Here is a 24,898-nt window from a genome sequence, read left to right as displayed (position 1 = left end):
TTATCCTTTTACCGTTGATCCTTGGCGTGAGACTGCGTTCATTATTCGTTTACGAAAGACAAAATAAGCAATGAACATTGGTAAAATTGTTAAAATCGCACCAGCCATTCTGATGTTTTTAAAGTAGCCTCCGGGAATTTGGGCTGTTTCATCAGCAACCCCAACTTTTTGTAATAATCAAGTATTTAAAGTTGTTAAATCAGCCGAATTAGACTGTAATATTAAAAGTGGTCAAAGGGTTGAATTTCAAGCTGAAAAAGCAGTTAGTATTCCTACAGTTCAAATTGTTGGCGATATCATTGGTGTTGCAACGCGGAAGAAATATCTAATACCAGAACAACCATCAACCATTGAGGCTTCTTTAATTCGATCAGGAATTTCTTCAAAAGCATTTCGGAACATAAATCCGGAAAAAACTGAGGCTACAAATGGACTTGTTAGGGCAAAAATTGATTGAAAACCGTCATTTCAACCAAGCATTACCATAATTCGGTATTGCCCAATCAAAAGTGCAGTTTCGGGAAGAACTAAAATTGAAAGGAAAACAACTCAAGAAGCATGTTTAAATTTTCACTTTCTTAGCGAAAAAGCATAACCAAAAGTCATTGAGAAAAAAACTTTTGCAACCACAGAAATTAAAGTAACTAAAACCGTGATTCCTAAAGCGGCAAAATAACCAGATTGGGCAGCTTTGACAAAATTATCCCAAGCAAAATGATTAGGCCAATAAACCGGAATACGCGTGTCAAGAATTTGCTCTTCAGGTGAAAGTGAATAAACTAACATAAAATAAAAAGGAAAAACTATTAAAATTCCAAAAAAGAAAAGCACGATGAACTTGAGCAAAAAGCTTGAAATTGCACTTGTAATATTTCTGTTGCGAACTTGAGAATTAATTGACTCAGTTACTCTAGCGGTTTTTTTATCGCTAATATATTTTAGAATTTTTAATTTTATAATGAACATTTTTCTCCGTAATTTTGTCAGCTACTAAAAATATTGTGCTTAAAAACTTTTTGACAACAACTGAAAGTGCAATTCCAAAAACAAAAAGATAAATAGTCAGTGCACCTGCTTGGGCAAAGTTAGGTGTTCCGCGCACATTTTTGTAAATATATATTAATAAAGTTGCGCCCCCGTTACTAATTGCTTCAGTTTCGTTGGCAAAAATACCGATTGGAAAAACTTTAATTCCGCCGATAATTCCGATTGTAATTAAAAAGTTAATCGTTCTTGAAACTGAAGGCAAAGTAATTTTGAAAAATTGACGAACCGGACTAGCTCCATCAATTGCCGCTGCTTTATAAAGTGTTGGATTAACTGAAAGCATTGCGGTTGTTAAAATTAAAACTTCAAAAGCAAGACTTCTTCAAACTCCAGACATTAAAACAACTAAAAGTGCATTAAAAGATGAGGGATTTCCGGAATTTAGTCACCTTGTTGAAATACCAAAAAGACGGTTAATAAAACCAGTTTCACTATCAAAAATATAGGCAAAAGCAACTGAAACGGCAATACCTGAGGTTACATAAGGTAAAAAAAAGACAGTCTGTCAAAATCCACGGGCATATTTTCGGTGTAGCGAGGCAATTGTTGAGGCAATAATTAAACTAATTATTAAGCCAAGTGGTAGCGCTGCTATTGAATAAATGACAGAATTTCGAATTGCAATATGAAAATTAGTATCAAGGGTAATTAAATCAACAAAATTATCAAAACCAAGTCGAGTATTACCGGCAATATTAGGATTAATTTCGATACTTAAAGACTTAGAAATTGAGTATAAAAATGGTAAAAAAGTAAAAATAAAAATAACTAAAATTGAAGGTAGCAATATTAAAAAAGGCTTTCAAAATGGTTGTTTTTGGTCCAAAATTCCCAGTTCAAGATTAGTTTTTTTAATTCGCTGTTTTAGGAAATATCTATTAATTAAATTCATTGGATTCGCTCCCTTGTTTGATAATCAAATAGATGTAATTTTCCTGATTTAATATTAAATTTGACAATTTCATCGATTTCATAGGCCGGTTTTTTACGTAAGATTATTGAAATTTGACCGATATTTTCAACATCAATTTTGGCAAGAATATCTTTTCCCAAATATTCAATCACGCTAATTTTGCCTTGAAAATTACCAGCTTCATTTTCAACTAAATCTTCAGCCCTAATTCCAACTCTTATTTTTTCATGCTCATAATCTTTTAGTAATTCAAAAATTATTTGATTATCAACAATGACGCTTTTAGTTTCTTTGTCATAAAAACCATCAAAAATATTCATTTCAGGAACACCTAAAAATGAGGCAACAAATTCATTTTTAGGATTATGATACAACTCAGTTGGAGTTCCAATTTGCTGAACATATCCAGTTGACATACAAATAATTCGATCCGAAATTGACATTGCCTCTTCTTGGTCGTGAGTAACAAAAACAGTTGTTATTCCGATTTCAGTTTGAATTTTTCGAATTCACTGACGAGTTTGGACTCTTAGTTTTGCATCTAAATTTGAAAGTGGTTCGTCCATTAACAAAATATCAGGGTGTCGAACAATTCCACGGGCAATTGCAACTCTTTGTTGTTGTCCACCAGAAAGTTTTGTTGGTTTTTTAGCTAAATTTTTAGTTATTTCAACCTTCTCGGCTGTTCGTAAAACAGCACGATTTATTGCTTCTTTTATTGAAATATTATCATTTTGATACTCTTGATATTGCTTTAATTCTTGTTCGTTTAACTTTGAAGTATTAAGCGAAAACTTATTAATCAAGTTTCTTTCATAGTCTAAAAACAGTTTTAAAGTTTCCTTTTTGTAAGTTTTTGATTTAGTTTTAAGCGATTTTAAAAGCAACAAATTCGGTGAATGACGAGTATTTGTTTCAAGAAATTTCTTTTTTGTCTCAAGGTAAGTTTGCTCAAGATTTGCAAGTTTTCCTGAATTTTTGATTTGATTTTTTTCGTTTTCAATTTCAGTTTTAAATCAAAGCTCTTTTTCTTTTTTTCGTTGATTGAAAGCTTCTTTTTGTTCTTGATAATCTAATTTGATTGACTCAGCATCTTTTAGACTTGTTTTATTAGAAAAATTTTTAAAACCTTGTTGAATTTTAGCAAATTCTATTTTTGAATTACTAAGAAATTGTGCTTGCAATTTCTCAAGTTTTTCTAATTTTTCATATAAAAGCGCTTTTTGTTCCAAAAAGTTTTGCCTGGCGCGAACTAGTTCAGGAGCATTTTTTATTGCGTATTTTTCATCCTGAATTTTGTTTTTATGAGCTTTTTTGTCAAGTTTTGCTTGTTTTTTAATTTTGTCAACTTTTAATTTATAAGCTTTTCGAAAAGTAATTGCCTGTTGAATTGGACAAATTTCCCCTTCTTTTTTACCAAAAATTTTCTTCCAAAAAGCTCAAAAAATTGACGCAGACTTGCCTAATTTTAAGAAATCAATAGTTAAATTTTTTATTTCAGCCTGTTTGTGTGCTTCTATTAAAAAATAATCTGTTTGAAGTTGATTTAAATTATGATAAATTTGTGTTTTAAGTTCGTTATAATCATGTTCTAATTGGCGGTAAATATCAAAATAATCAAATAGTTTATTTTTGTAAATTTCTAGATCTTCAAGTGAAGCGCCATTTTTAGCCAAAACAATTGAATTAGCATTTACGCGCGCAAGCATCGATTTTTCAATTGCTTTTTGCTTTCATCTTGGGTCATTATGTAAAGCAAAAGCAATGTTTCCAAAAACATTTAAATGCGGATAGAGTGCATAATTTTGAAAAACAAGACCAATTTTACGTTGTTGCGGTGACTTTCGGGTTACATCATCGCCATTAAAAATAATTTGACCTGAAGTTGGATTCAAAAGACCAGCAATTGCATTTAAAATTGTAGTTTTTCCTGAACCTGAAGGTCCTAAAAGTGTAACAAGTTCACCTTTGTAAATTTTAATATTTGCACTGTCAACAGCAAGTGTTTCACCAAAGTCAATTGTTAGGTCTTTAATTTCAATTGCAGGTATTGAAAATTTCGATTTATAACGACTATTTGAAGCCTGCCGAATTTTTTTTAACTCGGCCTCAAAATTATTTTTTTCGATTTTTTTATTATCATCTGTTTTTTTCATGTTAGTTATTATTTCCACTTTTTGTATCTTTTGAACTTTCTAACCTAAATTTATACCAGTCAACAACATTTCTATCTTTATTTCCTTCACCCAGAACTAAAAAATCAGAAATTTTTGCAAGACCACGTGTTTTATAGATAGATTCAAGATTTTCATTAAGCGAAGATATATTTGAATCTTTTATTTTTTCATAAATTCCGAACTTTTTATTAATGGAATTCTCAACTGCTGCTGCTTGTTTGATTGAATTATAATAATAAATTGTAGTCTGGTTAGTTATTCCTGAAAATCCTGATTGCAAAGTTGGAACCGCAAGTCCTGCTTTTGTTATTTCAACTCCATAAGATTTATAAAATCCATTATGACCAAAAAATAAACTCCCAACATAACGATTAAAAGAACGCGCTGGACCTGTTTTTGGATAAACAAAATAAACTTCAGTGCCTACTGGCAACATTTTTTCGGCAAATTGAGTTGCTCGTGCGGCATATTCGGCCTCAAGTCCTTCGGTTTTTTTATAAGATCCAGATATGGACGTACCTACCTCTGGAGTGTCAATACTTTCAATTCTGACATTAAAAACAGGCTCAATTAGGACTTCGCCAACAGATTTTAAGGTTGCAGTATCGCCATCAGTCCATTTTTGAATTTGAACTTTTTGTTGGTTAAAAAATTTTGAATCAGGCAAAATATCATCTTTAAATTTGAGTTTATCTTCTTCAGTTCAAGAATAATTTGGATTAAGAAATTTTGTAATGTCTTTGGCATATTGACTATCTTGGTTTTGCAAATCAAGCTCAGGATTTTGCGAAAAATCCTCTATTTTATAGTATTTTTGAGCCTGAAAGTAACCTTGGGGGCCTTGATTTGTTGTACAAGAAGCAATAAAAAAAGGGATAAAAGTAAAATTTATACTAGCAAAAAACAGCTTTAAAAGATTTCTTTTCATAAGACAAATTTATCAGTTTATTTTTTTTCTCTAGCAAATTCAGGTCCTAAATTTTGACTCAAAGTATTTAAAAAACTGTTAAAATCAGGAACAGTGCCATTGGCCGCCTTAAGTGATTGCATTTGTGCAACGGTCGAGTCTAAATTTGAACGAAATACAGAGGATCTAGCATCATCATTATCATAAACAAGTGAATATTTAGCTTTAGCTTGTTCATTATTAAAGCGGCTAAATTGCTCGAGTGCTAACTTTTGACCTTTGTTTTTTGGCTTAGAAACATCGGTACTTAGCGTTGATTTTAGTGGCAATAAATATGAAGTTGCTTTTGAAAAATACTCAACAGGAGTTATTTTTCCGTATTGTCCGCCAAAGTCAACTTCTTCAGTTAGGATTCAATTTACAAAAGCCTTAACAGCACGGTCTTCTTTTTCATTTGCGTGAATAAAAATCAAATCAGGACCTTGGGCAGTAACAGCGGTAATTTTTGAATTATTGTCAAATTTGTGTGGCGCTGCTAAGATATCCATTTCCTCTTCGTTAAGTGAGCTAGAAGCCGATGCCTCTTCAATTCCATTATATCCGGTAATTACAATTGGCTTAAATTGTTCTGTTGCATCAAGAACTTTGTATGATCCTTCAATAATTCCAGAAGGAGTCTCATCCCGTGAAGTAAAATAAAACAACTCTTTTTTCGGGTTTTGTTCTAAAATACTTTTAATTTCAGCTAAAATTGGTTGCTTAATTTTAACGTTGGCTTTACCATCAATCGCCTTAACTGTAATTTCTTTTGAGATGTCTGCTAAATCTGATTCTTTAATTACTGCAGCAAATCTTGGTGAAGTTGGGGAGTAAATATGTCCAGCATTTTTAAAAGTAAAACTTACTTTGTAATTTTTAGAGTTTGCTTTTATATAATTGTGGTGAAATCCAGCTGTTGATCCAATTGAAAAAAGTTGTTGATGATTACGGAAATAAGTTGAATTATATTCACCAGGAGCTGTAAAATAAATTGACTTATCAGCCATTCCTTTGGAAAGTAGATCATAAATTTGCTTTAAATTTTTGTATCTATCTGTCTCAGGTTTGTTGAAAAAAGATGTATAACTAATAAGATTTTCTTTTCGATTTAAAACGGTAACTTCTTTAGATTTATCATTTTCTGACAAAGAACGTGAAAGCCCATAAATTAAAGTAGCTGCATTGTCAATCCCTAAAACTGATTTTGCCGCAGTTAGACTTGAACCTTCAAGTGCTTTTGGAAATGCTTTAACAATTCTTGAAGATAATTTCTGCAAATCACTAAAGTTTTCAATATCAGATTTTTTAAATTCATAACCAGAAAGGCCATCTATGCTTGGCGCGTATTCTTTTCAAAGTTTTTTAATTTCAGCAACATCTTCAGTTTTTTGCGCCGCTAATTTGGTAAATTCTTCAAAAAAAGCTTTGTCTTCAGCTTTGATTTTTGCTGGATTTGAGTCATTCATTGCCTGCTGAATAATTCAGCCAAATAAAACTTTATTTACATATAAACCTTCAGAGGATTTTCCAAACGGAAGAGTATAGACTCCTTTTTCATCAAGAAACGGAATTTCTGAGTTAATTTGTAAAAAGTCCTTAATTCCTTGCTCTTTTAGGAAATTTTTGGTATTTTTTTCATTTTCATCAGTTGGATCTTGATCTGATTTTAAATCAGAAACAATCGGAATTGCCATTCTATATTTATTTACAATTGCTAATAAAGATGAATAATTTGTAACAATATTAGGTAATTTAAGTCGATCTTTTGTTTCTAAAAAAGTGTTAATTGAATTAGATGCTCCTGAATATCCTCCTTGAAAGGATTGTTCTTTCATTTTTATAAAATCAGGTTTATCTTTTGCAGTTGTATTTCAAAGTTCAATAATTTTATTTAATGCTTTAATTTCATTTCCACTTGAGGAAAAATTGTGACCAAAAACTAACTCACCATCATCTTCAGTGTCAAATCTAGCTCCATCTGAACCGGAAAAAACACCACAAGAAGCAATAAGTCCAACTGGTGCTAAAACTGATAAAGAAGATAAGAAAATTCGACTAATTTTCTTTGATATGTTATTTTTATGCCTTAATTTTGTACCTTTTTTACTATGTGTGTTCATTTTTTTCTCCTTAGAATTTTATTTTTGTGTATTTTTTTCTGTTTTTTCTGTTTTTAATTTAACTGATGCGCCGATATTCTGCTTTAAAATTTTAAGAAAAGTATCAAACTCAAGATTTAAATTCGGGTTGGCTAAAAACTGATTGTAAAGTTGAGAAATACTTCCTAAAGTTGCTTTTCGGAAAACATTTGAGTCAATTCCTGCAGGTTCAGTAAAAACTCTATATTTTTCAGGGTTTTTTAACTGATTTTGGAATTGTTCATAAGCAACTTTGAAAGCATTATTCGCTGCAAACGCTGGATTTTCATCAAAATTTGATTCCAAATTTGCCTTAGTTGGATTTATGTTTGAAGCTGAAAATGCTAAAAAATCGCTCGGAGTTACAACCATTTTTTTGTTATTTGGTCCGTTAAATTCAATTTTTTCCGAAATAAATCATTTAACAAAGTTAAGTGTGGCTTCATTTTCGGTTGGATTATTGTAAAATCCAATCAAAGATGGGCCTTGGGATGTAACGATATTAAATTTATTTGATTCTTGTGTTTTTGAAGGTTCGTTGAGAAATTCTAACTCGTCTTCATTAAGTTTTTTAGGTGAACCTGAAAAAATAAAAGCATTTTCAGGTTGATTAATGAGTTTAACTTTGTTTTTTTCTGATTGAACATAAAGTGAAGAGGTATTTGATTCCTCTTTGACTCTATCATTAATTCACTTGTCAAAATCAGAATCAATTGCTAAAAAATTAAAACGGTTTAAATTAGGTTTTGATTTTATAGCGTCTTTTATTTTCTGAATTAAATCTGCATCATCAGTTTTGCTTAAAAAAATCTCATTTCCTGTTACAGAAAATGAATTTCCTTCATAAACATAACCGGTTGAATTATCTAAAATTTGGTGAACTTTTGCAATTGCATTTGCAGGCATATTTTCTTCGCTTACTATTTTTCAAATTTTAGATTTTGAGCCAACCGGGTAGTCAAAAGTTTTTGTATTAACTTTTAGACGTAAAAAATTTTGTCCTTGTTTTTCAAAGTTACGCGAATAATCGCTTGTTGAAGTAATTGCAAAAACTAATTGGTGATTTTTTAAAAATTCACTAGCCTTAGTTGTGCCGCTTGTTGGACCAAGTAATTTATTTTTTACTAAATCTACTAATATTTCATAGGCTTTTTTTGCATTTTGGTGATTTGTGCTTGTCTCATCAAAAAGATTTGCATAGTTTAGTGAGCTACCATCAAGATTTTTAAAATAACTTGAATTTTCATATTCACCATCTGCTTGGGCAAATGCTACAAAAAAGAACAATGCGGCTGTGTCATTTAGTCCGAGTAAAAAGTTAACTTTTTCGGTTTGACTGCCTTTTTCGGCATCAGGGAATGATTTTCTAACTCGACTTAAAAAATCAATAAGGTCTTTATAATTATTGAATTTTTCAAAACTAAAAGTATAACCGTCAAAACCGCCTTGATCTGAAGGAAAACTTTTGTATTGACCTCAGACTTTTTTGATGTATTCAAGATCAGTTTTTTTTGGATCTAAATTTTCAACTCGTGTTTTATCAGATTCGCTAATTTTAAAATTAGGACTTGTTTTTGCCGATTCTAGTATGTATGATAAAACCGGTTTGTCAAGCAAAAGTGCCTTTGAAGTTTTTAGTATTGGTAAAAAAGGTAGTGTATTTTGGTCAATTTCCGGTAAATTTTTTGTTTCAGCCAGAAATCTTTCATCATAACTATTTTTAATTGTTTGGGCTAAATCACTTTGGGAATTTAGATCCAAAATCATACCGTGTTTATTCAAATTAGCCGCCAGAGCTGGGTAATTTAGTGTTAAATTTGGTAGTTTTTTTGTATCTTTAACTTCTAAAAGTGTTATTAAATTAGTTTGATCATTGATGTAATTTGCCGCGATATTTTCTAATTTTACCGGTAAAAATCCTGCCTGTTTGTCTTTAACTTCGGATTTTTCGTTTCATTTTTCAAAAATTGCTTTTAGAGCTTGAGTTCGGGGATCTTTATCACCAAAAATTACGCGAAAATCGATTGTATTGTCATTTTCGGTTTCAAAATGAAGTGGATTGTCTTTTTGTGATTTTAATTCAGTGTGATTTGCATTTGAAAAACAGGACGTTAAAATAGCCAAAGAAGAAACCGGTCCTAAGCTAATTGCTGTTTTTAAAAATATTGACTTAAATTTGTTAATTTTTTTCATTGTTAAATTTCTTTTTTAATAAGAAGATTTGCAGTATCTGTAATTTATGTGCTTATGTGTTTTTTAAAAGTGATTTGAATTTTCTAATTTTATTGTTCCAAATAGCTCTCCTGTTAGTTTTTAAAATAAAAAAGCACAACGATAAATTATCTTAATTTACTTAGTCAAAAATTTAACAATTTAGACCAACTAACAATAAATAATTTCCAGTTGTGCTTAACATTTACGATTATTATATAACTTTTTAATGAAAAATTAACAAAAATTACATTTTTTTCATAAAGTTGTTGAATTTCTTCTAAATTAATTAAACTTTAATTTAAAAAGTTAAGCTTTTTTACTCGAAAATTAGCTCACGTTTGCTGAATTTAATTTTGTTTGCAATGCTGTTAAAAATTTTTCAAAACTAGCTTGATTTTGGGATCCATTAACAACAAGACGACCCATTTGGTTTAGTGTTGTTTTTACTTCTTGACGGATTAGTGCACTTCTTGAATCAACTGGATCCATATAAAATGAATTGTGCTGAGGGTCATCATTAACGGTTTTAAAATTTTTAAATGCGGTTCTAAAAGAATTATTTTGCTGAAATTTCTCAGTATTAGCCAAACTTTCACCAAAAACTTGCCTTGTTGGGGCTAGATAATTACCACGAAATGCAACATATTCGCTCGGACTACCATGATATTTTGCCTCACCGGATTGATCTTGATATGTAAAGTCTTGTTTGTGAGTTAGCATTCATTTTAGGAAATTTTTTGTTGCAATATCTTCTTCCTCATTTGAGTGAAAAGCGATTAAATCTGGCCCTTGGTAAGTAAAAATACTTTTTGGATCAGTGCTTGAATTTTTAATTGGCTCTTGGAGGAAAACAACTTCATTTTGATTTAAATGTTTGTCACCCCCTGGATTTTCAATGCTGGCATTTTTTAGTAAAAAAATGTCGTTTTTGTCATTTTTATTTGTAAGATTAATTATTTCTGAGTTAGTGTTTTTAATTTTTTCTTGATAAAACTTAGAAAAACCATCGCCAAAAACTAAATAAGATTGTGAATCTTTTGAATTAGAGTCAACAAATTCTTTTACTTTTTTAGCTTGATTGGTGTCAGCGGGATCTAAATAAACATTTGAATCAGCATAAGTTGAACTTTTAGTCTCATTTATTAAATGGCTGATTTGATTTGTTAAGACATTTTTTAACTCATAAATTGCTTTTTGGGAATCTGTTTGGCTTGGATCGAGTTCGCGAATTTGGTATGCTTGGATATTTGAAGAAAATGGAATTTTTTCACTTTTTCCGTTTACTTGGAAAACAAAATTAGATTTTGACCTTGAAAAACGGCGTTGATAATTACTTGTTGAGGAAATTGCCATGGCAAGTTGGTGATTATTCATCAAATTGTTTGCAAAACTTTCTTGTGAAAATCTTCCTGGGTAAAAAATTGCATCTGATTTAAAAAGATCTAAAATTTGTTCATAGTTTTTCTTTGTATTTTGATAACTTTGAGAATTTTTATTAAATAATTTATCAAAACTAACTCGTTCTAATTCTTTTGATTGTTCCCTTGTTACCTCAAACATAAAATTAGAATAATCCCCACCAGCTGATGCAAAAATTTTGGAAAAAGCTAAATTTTCAATGTCATCAGTTCCAAAAGGAAAATCTCCTGTACTAATGTCAGCCGGTTTTAATACAAATCCTTGTTTAATTCTTTTTGAAAAATCAAAAACTTTATCATAATATTTGAATGTCTCATGTGAAAGTTCAAAATTCTGTCAAGGATTAGGGTTTTTATCATCAAAACTTCGCGGTTTTCATAACTTTTTAATATGTTCCTTGTCTGATTCTGGCAAAGAAAACTGTTCAAAAAAGCGTTTATCTGCCGGAGAATCTGCAATTTTAGCACCATTTTTCTTTGCGTTTTCAATAATTCAAGCCATAATAGGCCCATTTACAACTAAAGTCTGCGAAGATTTTACAAATGGAATTGTATAAATTCCATTTTCATCAAGAGTTGCTATTTGAGTATTAGATTCGAGAAATTTTGGATGATAAGTATCTTTTATAGCCTGGGCTAAATCTGTGAACTTGTTTAGATCTAAAAGCATTTTATATTTAGCCGCATTTGCCGCAACAGATGGATAATTTATTACGAGATTTAGGGCTTGATTTCTGTCTTTTGCCGAGAAAATTTGAGTGATTTTACCTGTCATTTCGGTATAATCTTTGTCATAATTTGGAGTTAATTTAATTGGCAAATATTCACGATTATTTTGATCTTGCACTTCAGGTTTGCTATTTCAAAGTTTAACAACTTGATCTAAAGCCTGAAATCTTGGTTGATTTTCATTTCAACTTGTTACAAATTGAAGCTCTCCATCTTTATTTCCGTCAAATCCAAATTCCTTACCATTCGTAGTGCCTACTGTACAAGAAACTAAGGCTAATCCCGAGATAAAAAGTGGTGAGAATAAAATTGGTTTTGCTAGTTTTTTCATAGTATTTTGATCCTCTTTGTTTAGTTTTTTTTTTTTTTTTTAAAATAAAAAATCATCTCAAAAAATAAATTGTTTAAATTAAAACATGTTAATAAAAACAAACGGTAATTTTTTGAGATGATTTTAAATTTGTAATAATTATAGCACAAATTTTAGAAAAACAAAAAATTTTTAAAAATTTATTTTTAACGGCTTTTTAACTAATTATTTACTTAAAAAGCGCATCTTTTTTGCAATTTTGCTGTTAAATCAACTATCTTAGGACTTGGAGCAAGTATAATTCAAAAGCTATTTTGTTATTAATTTGCGAAGTTTTGATTTCTGTATCTAATTTTGCAAGATTAATTATTAATTTTTCAATTTTTTTAATTCCATTTTTATTATATAGTTCGACTGCTTTTCTAAGTTGGAAATCAGAAATATTAAGATTCTTAGTGATATATGAATCTTTTTTACCTGCTTTTTTATGCAAAAAAACAACAAAACTAAGCAATAATTTTGAGTTTATTTGACCTAATAATAAGCCAATTGTATGGCCTTCTAATAATTTTTGCCGATAAAATTTTAGAACTTTTCTTAAATCAAAATCAACAAATGATTCAATAAAACCTCAAGTAGAATATGATGAATAGTCGCTTATATATTGTCGAATTATCGCTGAATTTATAGGTTTATTTAGAGTTTTTAGTTTTGCAATTTCATTATAAATAATTGAACCATTTAGCGGTAAGAGTGATTCAAGTTCAAAAATTTTGGTTGATTCTAATTCAACTTTAAATTTTTTGAGCATTTGAGCAATAAATTGACCAACATTTTGTTTTGTAATTTGTGGTATTTCAATAATTTTAGTGGCCTGTGGAGTAAAATGCTTATAAATTCATGAATTTTTAAGAGCAAAATTGGTTAAATTTTCATCAAAAACATATTTAAATATGATTGTGTGTTTTGTTTTTATAATTTTAGAAGCTAATAGATTATTTAATTTTTCATTTTTTGAAAAAAGTAAAAAATTATTAAAAATTAGTACTTTTTTTTCGTCAAAAAGCGATGAACCTTCAAGGTTTTCCTGTATAACATCTAGTGAATCATTTGCAAAAAAATTTATTAATAATGAGTTTTTAATTTCTGGGAGTCTAGAAATTTTTTCTTGGACAAGGAAATTGTCGCTTCCAATGATGAAAAACATACTAATGAAATTATACATGAAATAATTAAAAAAACTAAACTGGATTGAATATTTAAAGTTAAAATTTGAAATTCTTGGATATAGCCAACACTCTGGATGAAAAACTTGCTAATTCATTCAACAATTTGCGGATTAAAAATGAATATAAGCAAACTTGTATATAAAAAAGTAAAAAAACCGGTAAAAACAATGGTATTTATCGGAGCCATAAAGTTGTAATAGGAATTTAAAAAAGTTGAAAAAATACTGCTAAAAAAATTTATAAATAAGAAATTAACAACAACTTTGTGCCAATTTTTGGGAAATTTTATCTGATTTATTATTGTTATTATAAAACTAATTGTAAATGTCAAAACAAATCCTAATGAGTAAAAAATTAAAGGATTTATAGATAAAATTAAAATTCCACTCATTGATAGAAGTTCTATTTTATTAAATTTTTTATTTAAAAATAACTTATTAATTTCAATGAGACCTCAGAATAAAAGACCTCTTAGGAATGAAATTGAAAAATTGAACAAAAATAGTTGAAAAATCAAAAAACAGAAAAACAAAGGTTTGTATATAAATTGTCGTATTTTCAACATTTTTGAAAATCAAAAAAATAATTGTTTAAAAAGGTTAATATGAAATCCTGAAATGACAAAAATTTGATAGACTCCAAGATTTACTAATATTTTTCGAAATTCACTAGCATCCACGGGAGTTTCGCCAAGGAAAATCATCGGAATTAGTTTTTTTGAATAATTTTCTTGAATTGAGAAAAATTTTCTAACTTTTGCAAAAATAGTATTGCTTTCTTCTAAAAAAGTAATTTTTGCATCTTCTAAAACTAAAAATGAACCTTTTGATTTTAAATACGAAATAAAGTCAAAATTTGATGTGTTTTTAGGTCTTGCAAGTTTGCCGCTAAGTTTTAATAGTGTTCCAATTTCGTATTGATTACCCCGGATAAAAATTTTATCATCGTCAAATTTTACAAAATTTCCAAAACTAACTTTATCGACAACCTTACTTTCAAAACTAATATTTGAATTTGGAATTTTTGGAAACATTAGTCAATAAGAAACTAAAAAAAATACCAATAATAACAGCAAAAAAATAATTTTTTTAAATTCACCAACAAAAATTAAAAATGAAACTGATAAAAATAACAATACAACTCAGGTAATTCTAAAATTATCCACTAATAAAATTGTAAAAATACAACTTAAAAAAATCGCTAATCAAGAATAAAATTTTCTTGAAGAATTTTTAAAGTTGCCGAATCAAGATGCAAAGCTCATTCGATTTCTTTTCAAGTTATTTGTTTGTTTTTTGCTTCTTTTAAAAAAGTATGTAATTTTGTTGCTATTTTTTTGTTAGTGATAATTTTTTCTAATGCTTTTAGAGTGATTTTATTTAATTTGGATTTTTTCTCTACAGGTTTTAGTGAAATTTTTTGGTCACTTGTAACTTCTAGTTCGGACTCATATTGGCTAGTGTCATACCCTCGAATTACATCAAAATCTGCAAAAATTTGCCGTCATTTTGTTCCATAATCAAAAAATTTTGTACCAGGATTGCGAACTCCATGTAAAATTGTTACAGAAATTTGTTTACTTGGCATGACATTAGATTGAAGTTTGTATGCCAAAAACGAGAATCCAGCAAGAGATCCAGCCAAAACAATTAAACTGATAACTTGTATTTTTTTCATGTACTTAGTTTAATTTTTTAACTGTTTTTTATCTAAAAAAGAAAAAAAACATGAAAAAATGTTTGTTTTTCATGTTTGTATTTATATTGATAAAAGAAATTTAATTTAAACGGTAAAAACTATAATAAATATTTTTTTGCACCAACATTAAAAATCATATTTTTCAATTTGGCCATGATCGCGAGCATTTTTTTAAAATAATTGTTTTGAATAGATATAATAACAACCTCGATAGATAAAATTAAAAACCATGTTACTCACGAAAAAGTAAAAAACGCAGTTCTATCACCGGCAATACCTGTTTGGGAAAGAGTCGAGAGCTTTTGTCCTAATAATGATCCTCCGAAAATTCCAAAAAGAAGCAAATCATGAATTGAATCTGAAATTTGAACCGATAAATATTTAAAATATTCCTTAAAAATTAAAGGGAAAATATAATGGGTTATTGTCTTAAATTTACTTCATTGCCGAAGTCTTAACAATTTGTATTTTTGCCAGTCAATCGAATTAAGAGTTTCATTTAGTTTTTTCGCCATTCCAAGGCCGTTTTTAATTCCAACAAGAAATGTTACTCATAAAATTGGTTGAACAGCAAAGCTCAAGAAAAGATAAAAAATAACAAGTGACGGGATTATTCTAAAAAAATTAAGTAAAAATTTAAAGAATGATCATTTAATTCAATGGTTTAATTTTTCATTTGCAGCCAGTAGTCATAAAATTGAAACTACCCCAATAATTCCAAGACAGACAATAACTTGAGCTAAAAGTTTTCAAACCATGTAAATTGGATTGTCTAATTTTCCTTGTAAAAAAACACTTCAGTCAATAACAAAAAGTGATCCAAAAAAACGATTAATTTGATGTTGATTAACGCTTCATGATTCAATATCTAAAACGCTAATAATGAATAAGGTCAAAATAATAAATCCAAAAAAAATCCGTAAAATTCAATTGTAATTTACTTTTAACCATAAAATATATTTGTTTTTTTGTTTTATATTAACAGATCTTTTGTGTAATATAAATTTATTAAAGAAAATTATTAAAAATTCCAAAAAAGTAGCAAAAACTAATAAAACTGCAAGTGGAATTCCAACAATTTTTCAACCTAATGCAGGATTTTGAACTCCATCATTAATTAAAATTCCAATACCAATAACTCCAGTTGCCGAAATAATCGTTGTTCAGCGAATATTTGCTTCAAAACTGAATAAAAATAATCCAAAAAATTTATTAATTACAAAAGGTAAAATTTCATTTTTAAATGCAAAAAAGCGATTTTTTCCTTTAATTATCGCTTTTTGATACCCGCTTAAATCAAGCGAATTTAAAAAAGAATAAAAATACCGATGTAACCAAATTCAAGAAAATCAAGTTACAATTAAAATTGCTGCTAATTTTGGAGCAAAAATAAGTTGTAAAGGATCAATTATAAACGGAATTGGAAAGGATTTAAGAATTATAATAATTCATCAAATTATACTTTTTAGATACTTATTTTTAATAAATTGCGAGCTAAAAAGCGCTGAAAAAAAAGCAAGAGTAGCACCGATAAAGGTACCAAGAAATGTGTATTTAATTGTGATTCATAAAAATCTCATACTTAAAGAAAAAACTGAATCACTATAATAAGGATGTTTGTTTGAAAAAGCAAACAAGTCAGTTAAATTTTTTTTAAAAAGTGTCCAACCATTATAATTAATTTCTGAAAAAATTGAATAAAAAGATACAATAAACAAGACTAAAAAAATAAATGCAAAAAAAACTTTTGTTTTTTTAAACCTTTGGTAAGGCTTGTTTTTAAATGCGCTAATGATCGTCATCTTCATTGTCATCCTTACCAAATATTGAATCTATTTGTTCTTGGTCAATATCTGAAAATGAATTAAAAAAGTTAGCATTTCCATTGTTTATTAGTAAAATTCTACCATCATATTTCTTCACTAAATTAATATTATGAGAAATAATAATTGTGATTGAATTATTTAATTTTCCAAAATTAATAATTAAATCAATAATTTTTGCAGCTGTTTTTGGATCAAGAGCTGAAGTTGGCTCATCAGCAAGAATTATTTTTGGGTGGTGTAACATGAGCTTTGCAATTTCAACTCGTTGTTGCTGGCCTCCTGATAAGTCCTGAAAAATAGAATAAATTTTTTCTTCCAAACCAAGTTGGCTCATAATTTTAATTATTTGTTCTCGTTGATTTTTGGTTGGAATCGCAAATAAACTATAAAAAATATTTTTATACTTAGGTAAATTTTTTGCTAAATTTAAATAAACACTTTGAAAATTTATTGAAGTTGGTGTTTGGGTAAGATATCCAACTGTTTTTAAAAAATTTTTTTTATTTTTTTTGTTTTGTTCTAATAAATTTTGTTCTTGCCAAATTAGCTTGCCTGAAACAAAAATATTTTGTAAAATTGACAAAAAAAACGAAGACTTACCCTGACCACTTGGGCCAATTACAAATAAAAGTTCTGTATTACATAACTTAAAATTAAGAGGATTTATTAAATTTTTTCCGTTTTTATCATGTCTAAATGAAAAATCTTCAAAAATTAGACAGTTTTTAGTTTGATTTTGATTGGTCATAAATCTTACGGAATTCAGGGTCCTGTTGATTTATTTTTCTATAACCATTGTACCCGACGTTTGGACCATATTCATCTTTTCCGTTTTTTGCCATGTTAACAAAAGCTTGAGAAATTAAATCGGCTTGAAGTTTATTAAAAGTTGGGCGGTACGAACCAATGTCGTATGAAGCAGGGTTTGTTAGCATAAAAATTTCAACTTTAGAGTCTGGTTTAGAGTCTGTTTCGCTTGAAGTATATTGTTTTGAATCTTTTTTATTTTCACTTCAAGCAAAAGAAGCCTCATCATCAAAAGCGATTCTAAACTTTGGATCTTGACCAATTGTATAGCCGCGTCCCTGAATATATCTATCTGAATGTCCTAGTCGATCTTCATTTAAACTAGCTGATCTAAAACTTGAACCAAAATGTTTTTTTAGAATAAAATTCTGCATTTTAAATTTTCCAGCAGAAGTTAGATTTCCGTGAATTATTCCATAATTTCTGAATTTAGGTCAGTCTTTATCATGTCAACTTTTTTTAATTTCAGCTCTTGTTTTTTCATCGCCATAAATCATAATCATACCACGGTAATATGAAATTATTTTTCGTGGGTTTGAATCATCATATAAAAATCGATAAGCAATTTTGTCTCATTTTTGCGCATCATTTGGGTTACTTGACCATTCATTATAAGGGGTTTTATTAAATAGTTCATTTAATTCTTTCGCACCTTTATATAATGGGTCATTTTCTGTTCCATCGGTGTAAAAAACTGCCGATTCAGGGCTATTTTTAAAAGCTCATGTTAAAGTTTGGAGACCATTATAAAGTTGTTTGTCTTGGTCATCCTCGATAGTTGTAGTTGCATCTGCAATTGCAAAATCAAGCGCATTATCTGAGTTATTTGATGATTTTAATAGCGAAAGTTTTGCTTTTGCATCATCATTTCCAACAAAATGAAAACTTACATCAGGCAAGTCTTTAGTTTGTGGATTTGCCTCTTTTAGTTTCTTAAATTCTTCTGTTAAATTGCTGAGAAATTTATTAACACGATCAGGTTCTTCTTTAGTTTTAAGTTGAAATCAACTTTGACTTAAACCAAGGTTAACTTTTGTATCTCATGTTTGAGCTAGTTGCTCTGGATTTTGATCTGAAGTATTGATGCATGCAGAAATCAGTAATGGTACTGTTAAAAAAGAAGAAAGAAAAGATAATTTTTTTAAAAAATTTCTTTTTTTAGAGTGAAATTTATTTTTTTTCGTCATTACAAACAATTTTCCTTTTGTGTTTTAGTAAACAAGGTGTTTTATGACGATTTTAGCATTCGCTTATAAAGAAAAAGGACAAACTCGTTACGCTAGTATTACCTAGATCAACTTTTAAGAGTTTTTCTCAGCCCAAAACGGACACCTCTGTTTACCTAGGTTAAATTATAGCATAATCATTTAAAAAATTTAACAAAAAATAGCATGAAAAATCAAAATTTTTTTCATAAAAATTCATTTTTTAATTAAATTTAAGGATTTTTTAACAAAAAGCAAAAAATTTTTATATAAACATTTTAGTAATAAAACTTGTTTTTAAATTTTTTAAATATCCAACTTTTTGCTCGTATGCAAGAATTAGTGAGTCAAAAGTCTCAAAAAGTTGTGAAATTTTTTGTTGTTCAGCAACATCTGGGGTGAATTTTAGCTCAATTTTTAGCACATTTGAGCTAATTAAATGCGGGATTGTCCCTTGAGAAATGAATTTTTTGGAGTTTTTTTCGAACTGAATTGCAAAAAGAGTACTTTCAGGATATTTTTTTGAAGTCAAAATTCCACAATTAGAAGTAGCAAAAAATTTTTCTTGAATAAATTTAGCCGATCCAGGATTTCCGTGAGTTGAAAAAATTATCTTTTTTTGCGCCAAATATTCGTTGTAATAACCAAATATTCCGTGATTTTTTATTTGTGATGAATAAACCGGGTAGATGTATCCGCTCTCTCTCTCTCTCTCTCTCTCTCTCTACAGGTCTAGTTTTTATTTGGTTTTTGGTTAGCGTTTGACCTCGGGAAATCTCAAATAAATTTTTTACTTGGTCAGTAATTCAGGCTGATTTGAAACCTTTAAATCTAATTGAAGGAAAATCTGAACTTAAATTAGCAAACATTTTATTATTGAAATCATTTTTAAGATTTTTCAGGAGACTTATTTTTTCTTCAAGTTTATTAGCTAAGTTTTCAAGTGTCTCAAAAAGTTGGGAAATTTTTCCCTGTTCACTGATATTAGGAGTAAATTTTAACTCAACTTGAGCCATATCCTCGTTTTTTAGAGAAGGAACAATACTTCTTGAGACTCATTTTTTGGTTTGTAATCCTATTCCAATAGCAAAAAATTCGTTTTCAGGATATTTTTTTGAAGTTAATATGCCACAATGACCAGTTGCAAAAAATTTTCCTTTTCGAAAATTAACAATTCCGGCATTCCCGTCGGCTGTATATGTTATTACATTTTCAACCAAAAATTCTTTATAATAGCCCAAAATACCGTGATTTTCTATTTGCGAAGAATAAACTGGGTAAATATATTTTCCTGAAACAAATGTCCGAAAATCTTTTTTGGTTAAATTTTCACCGCGAGTTATTAAAAATAAGTCCCCTACTTTTTTTGTTAGTCATACTGAGTCAAATTGTTTAAATCTAATTTGTGGGTAACATATTTTTTTTAACATTAGATATCCTTAAATTAAAACAAAAAAATAATTTGAATATTTTACTACAAATTCACTAAATCTAGTCTAAACAATATAAATTTAGCTATTTTTAAATAGAAGTTTATGTCTTAAGTTAAAAAATAACCTTGAATTTAAAGGTGCTATTAAGACAAAAAATATTGCAAAAAATGTAATTTTATGACCTAAATTTTAATTTTGCCAAAATCTAGTCAAAATTAAAATTTATTATTAGATTTTGCATTTTTATAAATAAAAAAATCTTATCTAAATGGTATAATTAAATTAAAAAAAATAGAAAAAAGGGGGCTAAAAATGGACAACACCATTAAACAAAAATATATAATGACACTTGATTCAGGAACAACATCATGCCGTAGTTTGGTTTTTGACAAAAATGGCGATGTAATTTCCCTTTCTCAAAAGGAATTTCAACAATATTATCCACAATCAGGTTGAGTTGAACATGATGCAAATGAAATTTGGAACACTCAACTCTATACAATGCAAAGTGCAAAAACACGCGCAAATTTAAAATCAGATGACTTTATCGCGCTTGGGGTTACAAACCAACGTGAAACTGTGGTTTTGTGAGACAAAACAACCGGTGAGCCGGTTTATAATGCGATCGTTTGGCAAGATCGCCGCACAAGTGACTTTTGTGATGAACTAATTTCACAAGGACACCAAGATTATATAAGACAAAAAACTGGACTTTTAATTAATCCGTATTTTAGTGCAACAAAAATACGTTGAATTTTAAAAAATGTCCAAAAAGCAAAAGATGTCTTAGCCCAAGGCAACCTTTTGGCCGGAACAATTGACACTTGACTTATTTGAAAATTAACCCAAGGAAAGACTCATGCAACCGATGTCTCAAATGCTTCAAGAACAATGATGTTTGACATCAAAGAGAGAAAATGAGACCAAAAAATCCTTGATTTACTAGAAATACCGGTCGAAATTTTGCCAAAAGTTTTACCTTCTGCGGCCGATTATGGAATCGTTGAACCAAGTTTGTGATCAATTAATGCAAAAGGAAAAGTGCCAATTTATGGAGTTATTGGTGACCAACAATCTGCTTTATTTGGACAACTTTGCACTGAAGTTGGAATGGTAAAAAATACCTATGGAACAGGATGTTTTACTTTAGCAAATACAGGCCAAAAAATTGTTGAATCAAAAAACAACCTTTTAACAACAATTGCCTGACAAATTGGTGATAGTCCGGTTGAGTATGCCCTTGAAGGTTCAGTTTTTATTGCTGGTGCAACAATTCAGTGACTTCGTGACGGGCTTGGAATAATCGAAAATGCCGCTGATACTGATTATTTTATTTCCAAAACTGATAAAGATGATCACCGGACAATTTTAGTTCCATCATTTACCGGACTTGGAGCTCCTTATTGAGATTCTTATTCTCGGGGTGCGATTTTTGGTCTTGAAAGAGGAACAAGAAAAGAACATATTATTAAAGCAGCCCTTGAGTCAATTGCTTTTCAGTCAAACGATTTAATTAAAGCGATGAAATCTGACTTAGGTCAGGAAATTACCTTAATGAAAGTTGATGGTGGTGTTTCTAAAAGTGACTTTTTAATGCAATTCCAATCATCAATTTCTCAACTTGAAATCTCAAGACCAAAAAACACTGAAACAACTGCAATGGGTGCGGCTTTTCTTGCAGGATTGCATTCTAAATTCTGAAAATCAATTGATGAATTAAAACAAATTTCGCAAATTGACAAAACATTTAAACCACAACTTGAGCAAAATCAGGTTGAAAAATTAGTTGCAAATTGAGATCTTGCTGTTAAAAAAACTCTAAATTGAGTAAAAGACATAAAATAAAAGGAAATTTTACATGGAAAATATCATTTTTTTATCTGAATTTCTTGGAACGGCAACACTAATTTTACTCGGAAATGGTGTTAATTATTCTGTAAGTGCAACAAAAATGTTTGCAAATCAATCAGGAAAATGGATTGTTATTGCTCTTGGTTGGGCTCTTGGTGTGCTTTTGGGAATTATTGTTGCAAATGGGGTAGCCCCTAGTACTTCTGTTGCCCATTTAAATCCGGCAGTTTCAATTTTTTTTGCTATCAGCCAAAAAAATGCCGAGCTTTTAGCACTTATTCCGTTCCAATTTTTAGGAGCAATTTTTGGCCAGATAATTCTAAATACGATTAACTGAAGTCATATTAAAGAAACAAAAGCGGAAGTTATTGCTTCATGTCACCACACCGGGCCAGCATTTAAAAAATCTTATGTAGGTAACTTTTTATACGAATTTATTGGAACTATTGTCTTAATTAGTACAATTGCATTTTTAGGTAACTCCTTTAAAACAATGGGACCAGTAATTGTTGCTCTAATTGTGCTTTCAATTGGATTATCACTTGGTTCTTCAACTGGTTATGCTATAAATCCAGCGCGTGATTTTGGTCCAAGATTTATATTTTTCCTTACTTCATTTGTCTTAAAAAAACATAATAATTTCTTAAATGTTGATAACTGAAAAGAAATTTACGGATTTGATTATTCATGAAATCCAATTATTGCCCCCAGTTTAGCTGGTGTTTTACTTGGTTTTGCGATTTAGTTTGCCCGTTTTACTAGGTTTTTTGAATTTCTTCTTGGAAATTTTTAAGTAATTTGCTATAATTTAAAGTCAATATTTTGCTTAGAGGTGTTTATGATAAGGCGTAAAAAATCGTTATTTTTCTTGTTAATAAGTTCAGGAAGTTTGCTTTTGACTTCTTGTGGGATTGCTACGTCTCGAATTGAATTACAAAATAATAGTGACAAAAATTCCCAAGTTCTGTTTGAAGATAATGATTCAGTTCAAAAAGAGACTCTTGCACCTCAGACAACTAGCGATTTGTTAGATAATTCAAAAATCCAGCCCACCGAAAAAAACACTTTTAAACAAGAAACCAATCAAAAATTGAATCAAATAACAACCACAACTACAAATAATAACAAACCAAAAACAGTCAAAAAACAAATTTTAAAAAATTTTAACCAACACCAACAACTTTCAAAGCCTACAAGTAACAAAAAAAGTGAAAAAATTACTAAGGAACAGCCAAAACCGGTTGTTTCTACAAATTTTTCACAAAAATATTGGCAATTAGAAGCCAATGTCAAAAATTTTATTAACACCGAATTAAAAGAGCTCAAGCACGAATTTTTTAGGGATAAATTAAATCAAGCAATTGACGAAGTTGAATACAAAACAATTTATGACCAAAAAAATCAAAATGAAGCCTTTTTCAAAAATAGCATTGAAAAACTAACAAAAGTTTTTAATGAAGTTAAAGTAAATTATAAAAATTCAACTAATTTTTCGCAAATAATTCAGAAAAAAATTCAAATTGAAAAACCAAAAGAAAAAGATGAAAATTCTTATCCTCTAGGGATTGAAAAATACCAAGATTATCAAGGTAATTTAAATTCCAATAATTCTGCCAAAAGTTTTATGAATTTAATTGATCCAAAAGATGTAAGAGATTTTGAATATCAAGGTTATGACGAAAAAAATCGCAAAAAAGTCGCTGATTTTACTAAAAAATTAATCGATGATGCTAAGCCAAAAACTGACGAAGAAAAAATAAAAATTATTTTTGACTGAATAGTTAAAAATGTAAAATATGCTTGAAATCTAAGTCGGACTCCCGCAGTTGAACCTTCGGTTGTTTTAGAAGAATTATACGCTGTTTGTGGTGGTTATTCTAATTTATATAAGGCGATGCTTGATTCGATTGGTGTTAAAAATTCAATTGTCATTGGTTGATCAAAATTTGGACCACACCAGTGAAATTTAGTTTTTGATTCAAAAACTAAAGATTTTTTTCACTCAGACCCAACTTGAGGGCAATTCAAAAGAGACGATAAAGAATTTGCAAAAGATCATAAAGCCTTCAAAATTCTTGACTCATATTATTCAGAAAACGACCAAACTTATGAATATAATTTAGGTGTTTCACTTGTTTCTGCTAACACTAGCGATGTTAAACCTGCCACTGAAATTAAAAATAAGTCTAAAGTAGTCGGTATTTCTAATGATTTTCTAAAAAAAGCAAGCAAATTATATATTGGTCCAAATGTTAGGCGAATTGATTATCAAAGTGGAACTTTTAACCTTAAAAGTATTGAAGTTGATCCCCAAAATCCTTATTTTGCCTCAAAAGACGGCGTTTTATATAATAAAAACTTGACAAAATTAATTATAATGCCTGAAAAATACGATTTTTCTTCGTTTGTTTTGCCAAAAACAGTACAAGAAATTGAGGATTACAAATTTTCTCTTAATGCAAAAAATTTAGAAAAAATCACTGTTGAGCCGGGAAATTACTATTTTAGAGATTATGGCGGAATTTTATACAACAACGATTTAAGCAAAATTATTGTTATACCTAAAAATTATAAAGGCAAAATTATTACTGCTAAAAATGTTAAATTAGATGCTCATACTTTTGCAAATAATCCAAAAATAACTGAAATTGAAATTAGCCAAGGCGTAAAAGAAATTCCTGATTTTACATTTAACTCTCTAAGTTCGCTTTTAATTATTAAAATACCACAAAGCCTTGAAAAATTTTCTGAAAATGCTTTTGTAGGAATGGATCCAAAAAAACTAAAAATAATTCACCCGCCAAACATTGATAAAAATGTTGCCAATGTTCTAAACAAATTAAAAAAGATGCAATAAATCATTGCATCTTCCCAAATTAAAAATATAAATGCAACACATAGATATTTTTGAAATCGCCAAACGGCGATTTTTTTAAATCTTAAATAACCAAGTTATC

Annotated in this window: 18 protein-coding genes and 1 riboswitch; of the genes, 3 read left to right on the top strand and 15 right to left on the bottom strand. The window is 29.1% G+C overall.

Annotated elements, in window-relative coordinates; translation table 4 throughout:
* The 15 genes from MOSC01_RS0102040 to MOSC01_RS04750 form a co-directional block, all read right to left on the bottom strand.
* Window positions 1–966 carry a carbohydrate ABC transporter permease gene (locus MOSC01_RS0102040; RefSeq protein ID WP_010321150.1) on the bottom strand — a complete coding sequence of 322 codons (966 nt, stop codon included), beginning with the start codon at window positions 964–966 and terminating at the stop codon, window positions 1–3.
* On the bottom strand, window positions 929–1,939 hold the full coding sequence (locus MOSC01_RS0102035; RefSeq protein WP_010321149.1) for a carbohydrate ABC transporter permease: 1,011 nt from the start codon (window positions 1,937–1,939) through the stop codon (window positions 929–931). The genes MOSC01_RS0102040 and MOSC01_RS0102035 overlap by 38 nt, the downstream gene beginning before the upstream one ends.
* Window positions 1,930–4,116, bottom strand: coding sequence for an ATP-binding cassette domain-containing protein (locus MOSC01_RS04960; protein WP_010321148.1), 2,187 nt, complete (start codon window positions 4,114–4,116; stop codon window positions 1,930–1,932). The genes MOSC01_RS0102035 and MOSC01_RS04960 overlap by 10 nt, the downstream gene beginning before the upstream one ends.
* 1 nt (window position 4,117) lies before the next feature.
* Entirely contained in the window at window positions 4,118–5,065 is a 948-nt protein-coding gene (locus tag MOSC01_RS0102025) for a thermonuclease family protein (protein WP_010321147.1), read from the bottom strand.
* A 17-nt stretch (window positions 5,066–5,082) separates the two neighbouring features.
* Window positions 5,083–7,203 (bottom strand): P68 family surface lipoprotein, encoded by a 2,121-nt coding sequence (locus MOSC01_RS0102020; protein WP_010321146.1) that lies wholly within the window; start codon window positions 7,201–7,203, stop codon window positions 5,083–5,085.
* An 18-nt stretch (window positions 7,204–7,221) separates the two neighbouring features.
* A complete protein-coding gene (locus tag MOSC01_RS0102015; protein ID WP_010321145.1) occupies window positions 7,222–9,414 on the bottom strand; it encodes a P68 family surface lipoprotein in 2,193 nt (730 codons plus the stop codon).
* Between the two features lie 348 nt (window positions 9,415–9,762).
* Entirely contained in the window at window positions 9,763–11,913 is a 2,151-nt protein-coding gene (locus MOSC01_RS0102010) for a P68 family surface lipoprotein (protein WP_010321144.1), read from the bottom strand.
* A gap of 253 nt (window positions 11,914–12,166) precedes the next feature.
* On the bottom strand, window positions 12,167–13,099 hold the full coding sequence (gene holA, locus MOSC01_RS0102005; protein WP_010321143.1) for a DNA polymerase III subunit delta: 933 nt from the start codon (window positions 13,097–13,099) through the stop codon (window positions 12,167–12,169).
* A complete protein-coding gene (locus MOSC01_RS0102000; RefSeq protein WP_237700256.1) occupies window positions 13,018–14,154 on the bottom strand; it encodes a ComEC/Rec2 family competence protein in 1,137 nt (378 codons plus the stop codon). The genes holA and MOSC01_RS0102000 overlap by 82 nt, the downstream gene beginning before the upstream one ends.
* Window positions 14,155–14,321: 167 nt before the next feature.
* Window positions 14,322–14,798: an MAG0490 family ComEA-like DNA-binding protein gene (locus MOSC01_RS0101995; protein WP_010321141.1), complete on the bottom strand. Its 477-nt coding sequence runs from the start codon at window positions 14,796–14,798 to the stop codon at window positions 14,322–14,324.
* Window positions 14,799–14,917: 119 nt separating this feature from the next.
* A complete protein-coding gene (locus tag MOSC01_RS0101990) occupies window positions 14,918–16,627 on the bottom strand; it encodes an ABC transporter permease subunit (RefSeq protein ID WP_044881135.1) in 1,710 nt (569 codons plus the stop codon).
* A complete protein-coding gene (locus MOSC01_RS0101985) occupies window positions 16,608–17,393 on the bottom strand; it encodes an ATP-binding cassette domain-containing protein (protein WP_010321139.1) in 786 nt (261 codons plus the stop codon). The genes MOSC01_RS0101990 and MOSC01_RS0101985 overlap by 20 nt, the downstream gene beginning before the upstream one ends.
* Window positions 17,371–18,639 carry an ABC transporter thiamine pyrophosphate-binding lipoprotein p37/Cypl gene (gene cypl, locus MOSC01_RS0101980; protein WP_010321138.1) on the bottom strand — a complete coding sequence of 423 codons (1,269 nt, stop codon included), beginning with the start codon at window positions 18,637–18,639 and terminating at the stop codon, window positions 17,371–17,373. Before cypl ends, MOSC01_RS0101985 begins: the two co-directional genes overlap by 23 nt.
* A gap of 67 nt (window positions 18,640–18,706) precedes the next feature.
* Window positions 18,707–18,798: riboswitch (TPP riboswitch) on the bottom strand.
* 124 nt (window positions 18,799–18,922) lie between these two features.
* On the bottom strand, window positions 18,923–19,309 hold the full coding sequence (locus MOSC01_RS04170) for a restriction endonuclease subunit S (RefSeq protein ID WP_237700258.1): 387 nt from the start codon (window positions 19,307–19,309) through the stop codon (window positions 18,923–18,925).
* On the bottom strand, window positions 19,233–20,087 hold the full coding sequence (locus MOSC01_RS04750) for a restriction endonuclease subunit S (protein ID WP_010321136.1): 855 nt from the start codon (window positions 20,085–20,087) through the stop codon (window positions 19,233–19,235). The genes MOSC01_RS04170 and MOSC01_RS04750 overlap by 77 nt, the downstream gene beginning before the upstream one ends.
* Window positions 20,088–20,402: 315 nt before the next feature.
* Here MOSC01_RS04750 and glpK point away from each other — a divergent pair, with 315 nt between their 5' ends.
* The 3 genes from glpK to MOSC01_RS0101955 all read left to right on the top strand — a co-directional run bounded on the left by glpK (window position 20,403) and on the right by MOSC01_RS0101955 (window position 24,798).
* Entirely contained in the window at window positions 20,403–21,935 is a 1,533-nt protein-coding gene (gene glpK, locus MOSC01_RS0101965; protein ID WP_010321135.1) for a glycerol kinase GlpK, read from the top strand.
* A 13-nt stretch (window positions 21,936–21,948) separates the two neighbouring features.
* A complete protein-coding gene (locus MOSC01_RS0101960; RefSeq protein ID WP_010321134.1) occupies window positions 21,949–22,686 on the top strand; it encodes an MIP/aquaporin family protein in 738 nt (245 codons plus the stop codon).
* A 93-nt stretch (window positions 22,687–22,779) separates the two neighbouring features.
* Window positions 22,780–24,798 (top strand): leucine-rich repeat protein, encoded by a 2,019-nt coding sequence (locus MOSC01_RS0101955; protein ID WP_080562784.1) that lies wholly within the window; start codon window positions 22,780–22,782, stop codon window positions 24,796–24,798.
* Window positions 24,799–24,898: the final 100 nt, after the last annotated feature.

The organism is Mesomycoplasma ovipneumoniae SC01, from assembly GCF_000218525.1.
GTDB lineage: Bacteria > Bacillota_I > Bacilli_A > Mycoplasmatales > Metamycoplasmataceae > Mesomycoplasma > Mesomycoplasma ovipneumoniae_A.
This window is presented reverse-complemented; position numbering and strand designations above follow the sequence as displayed.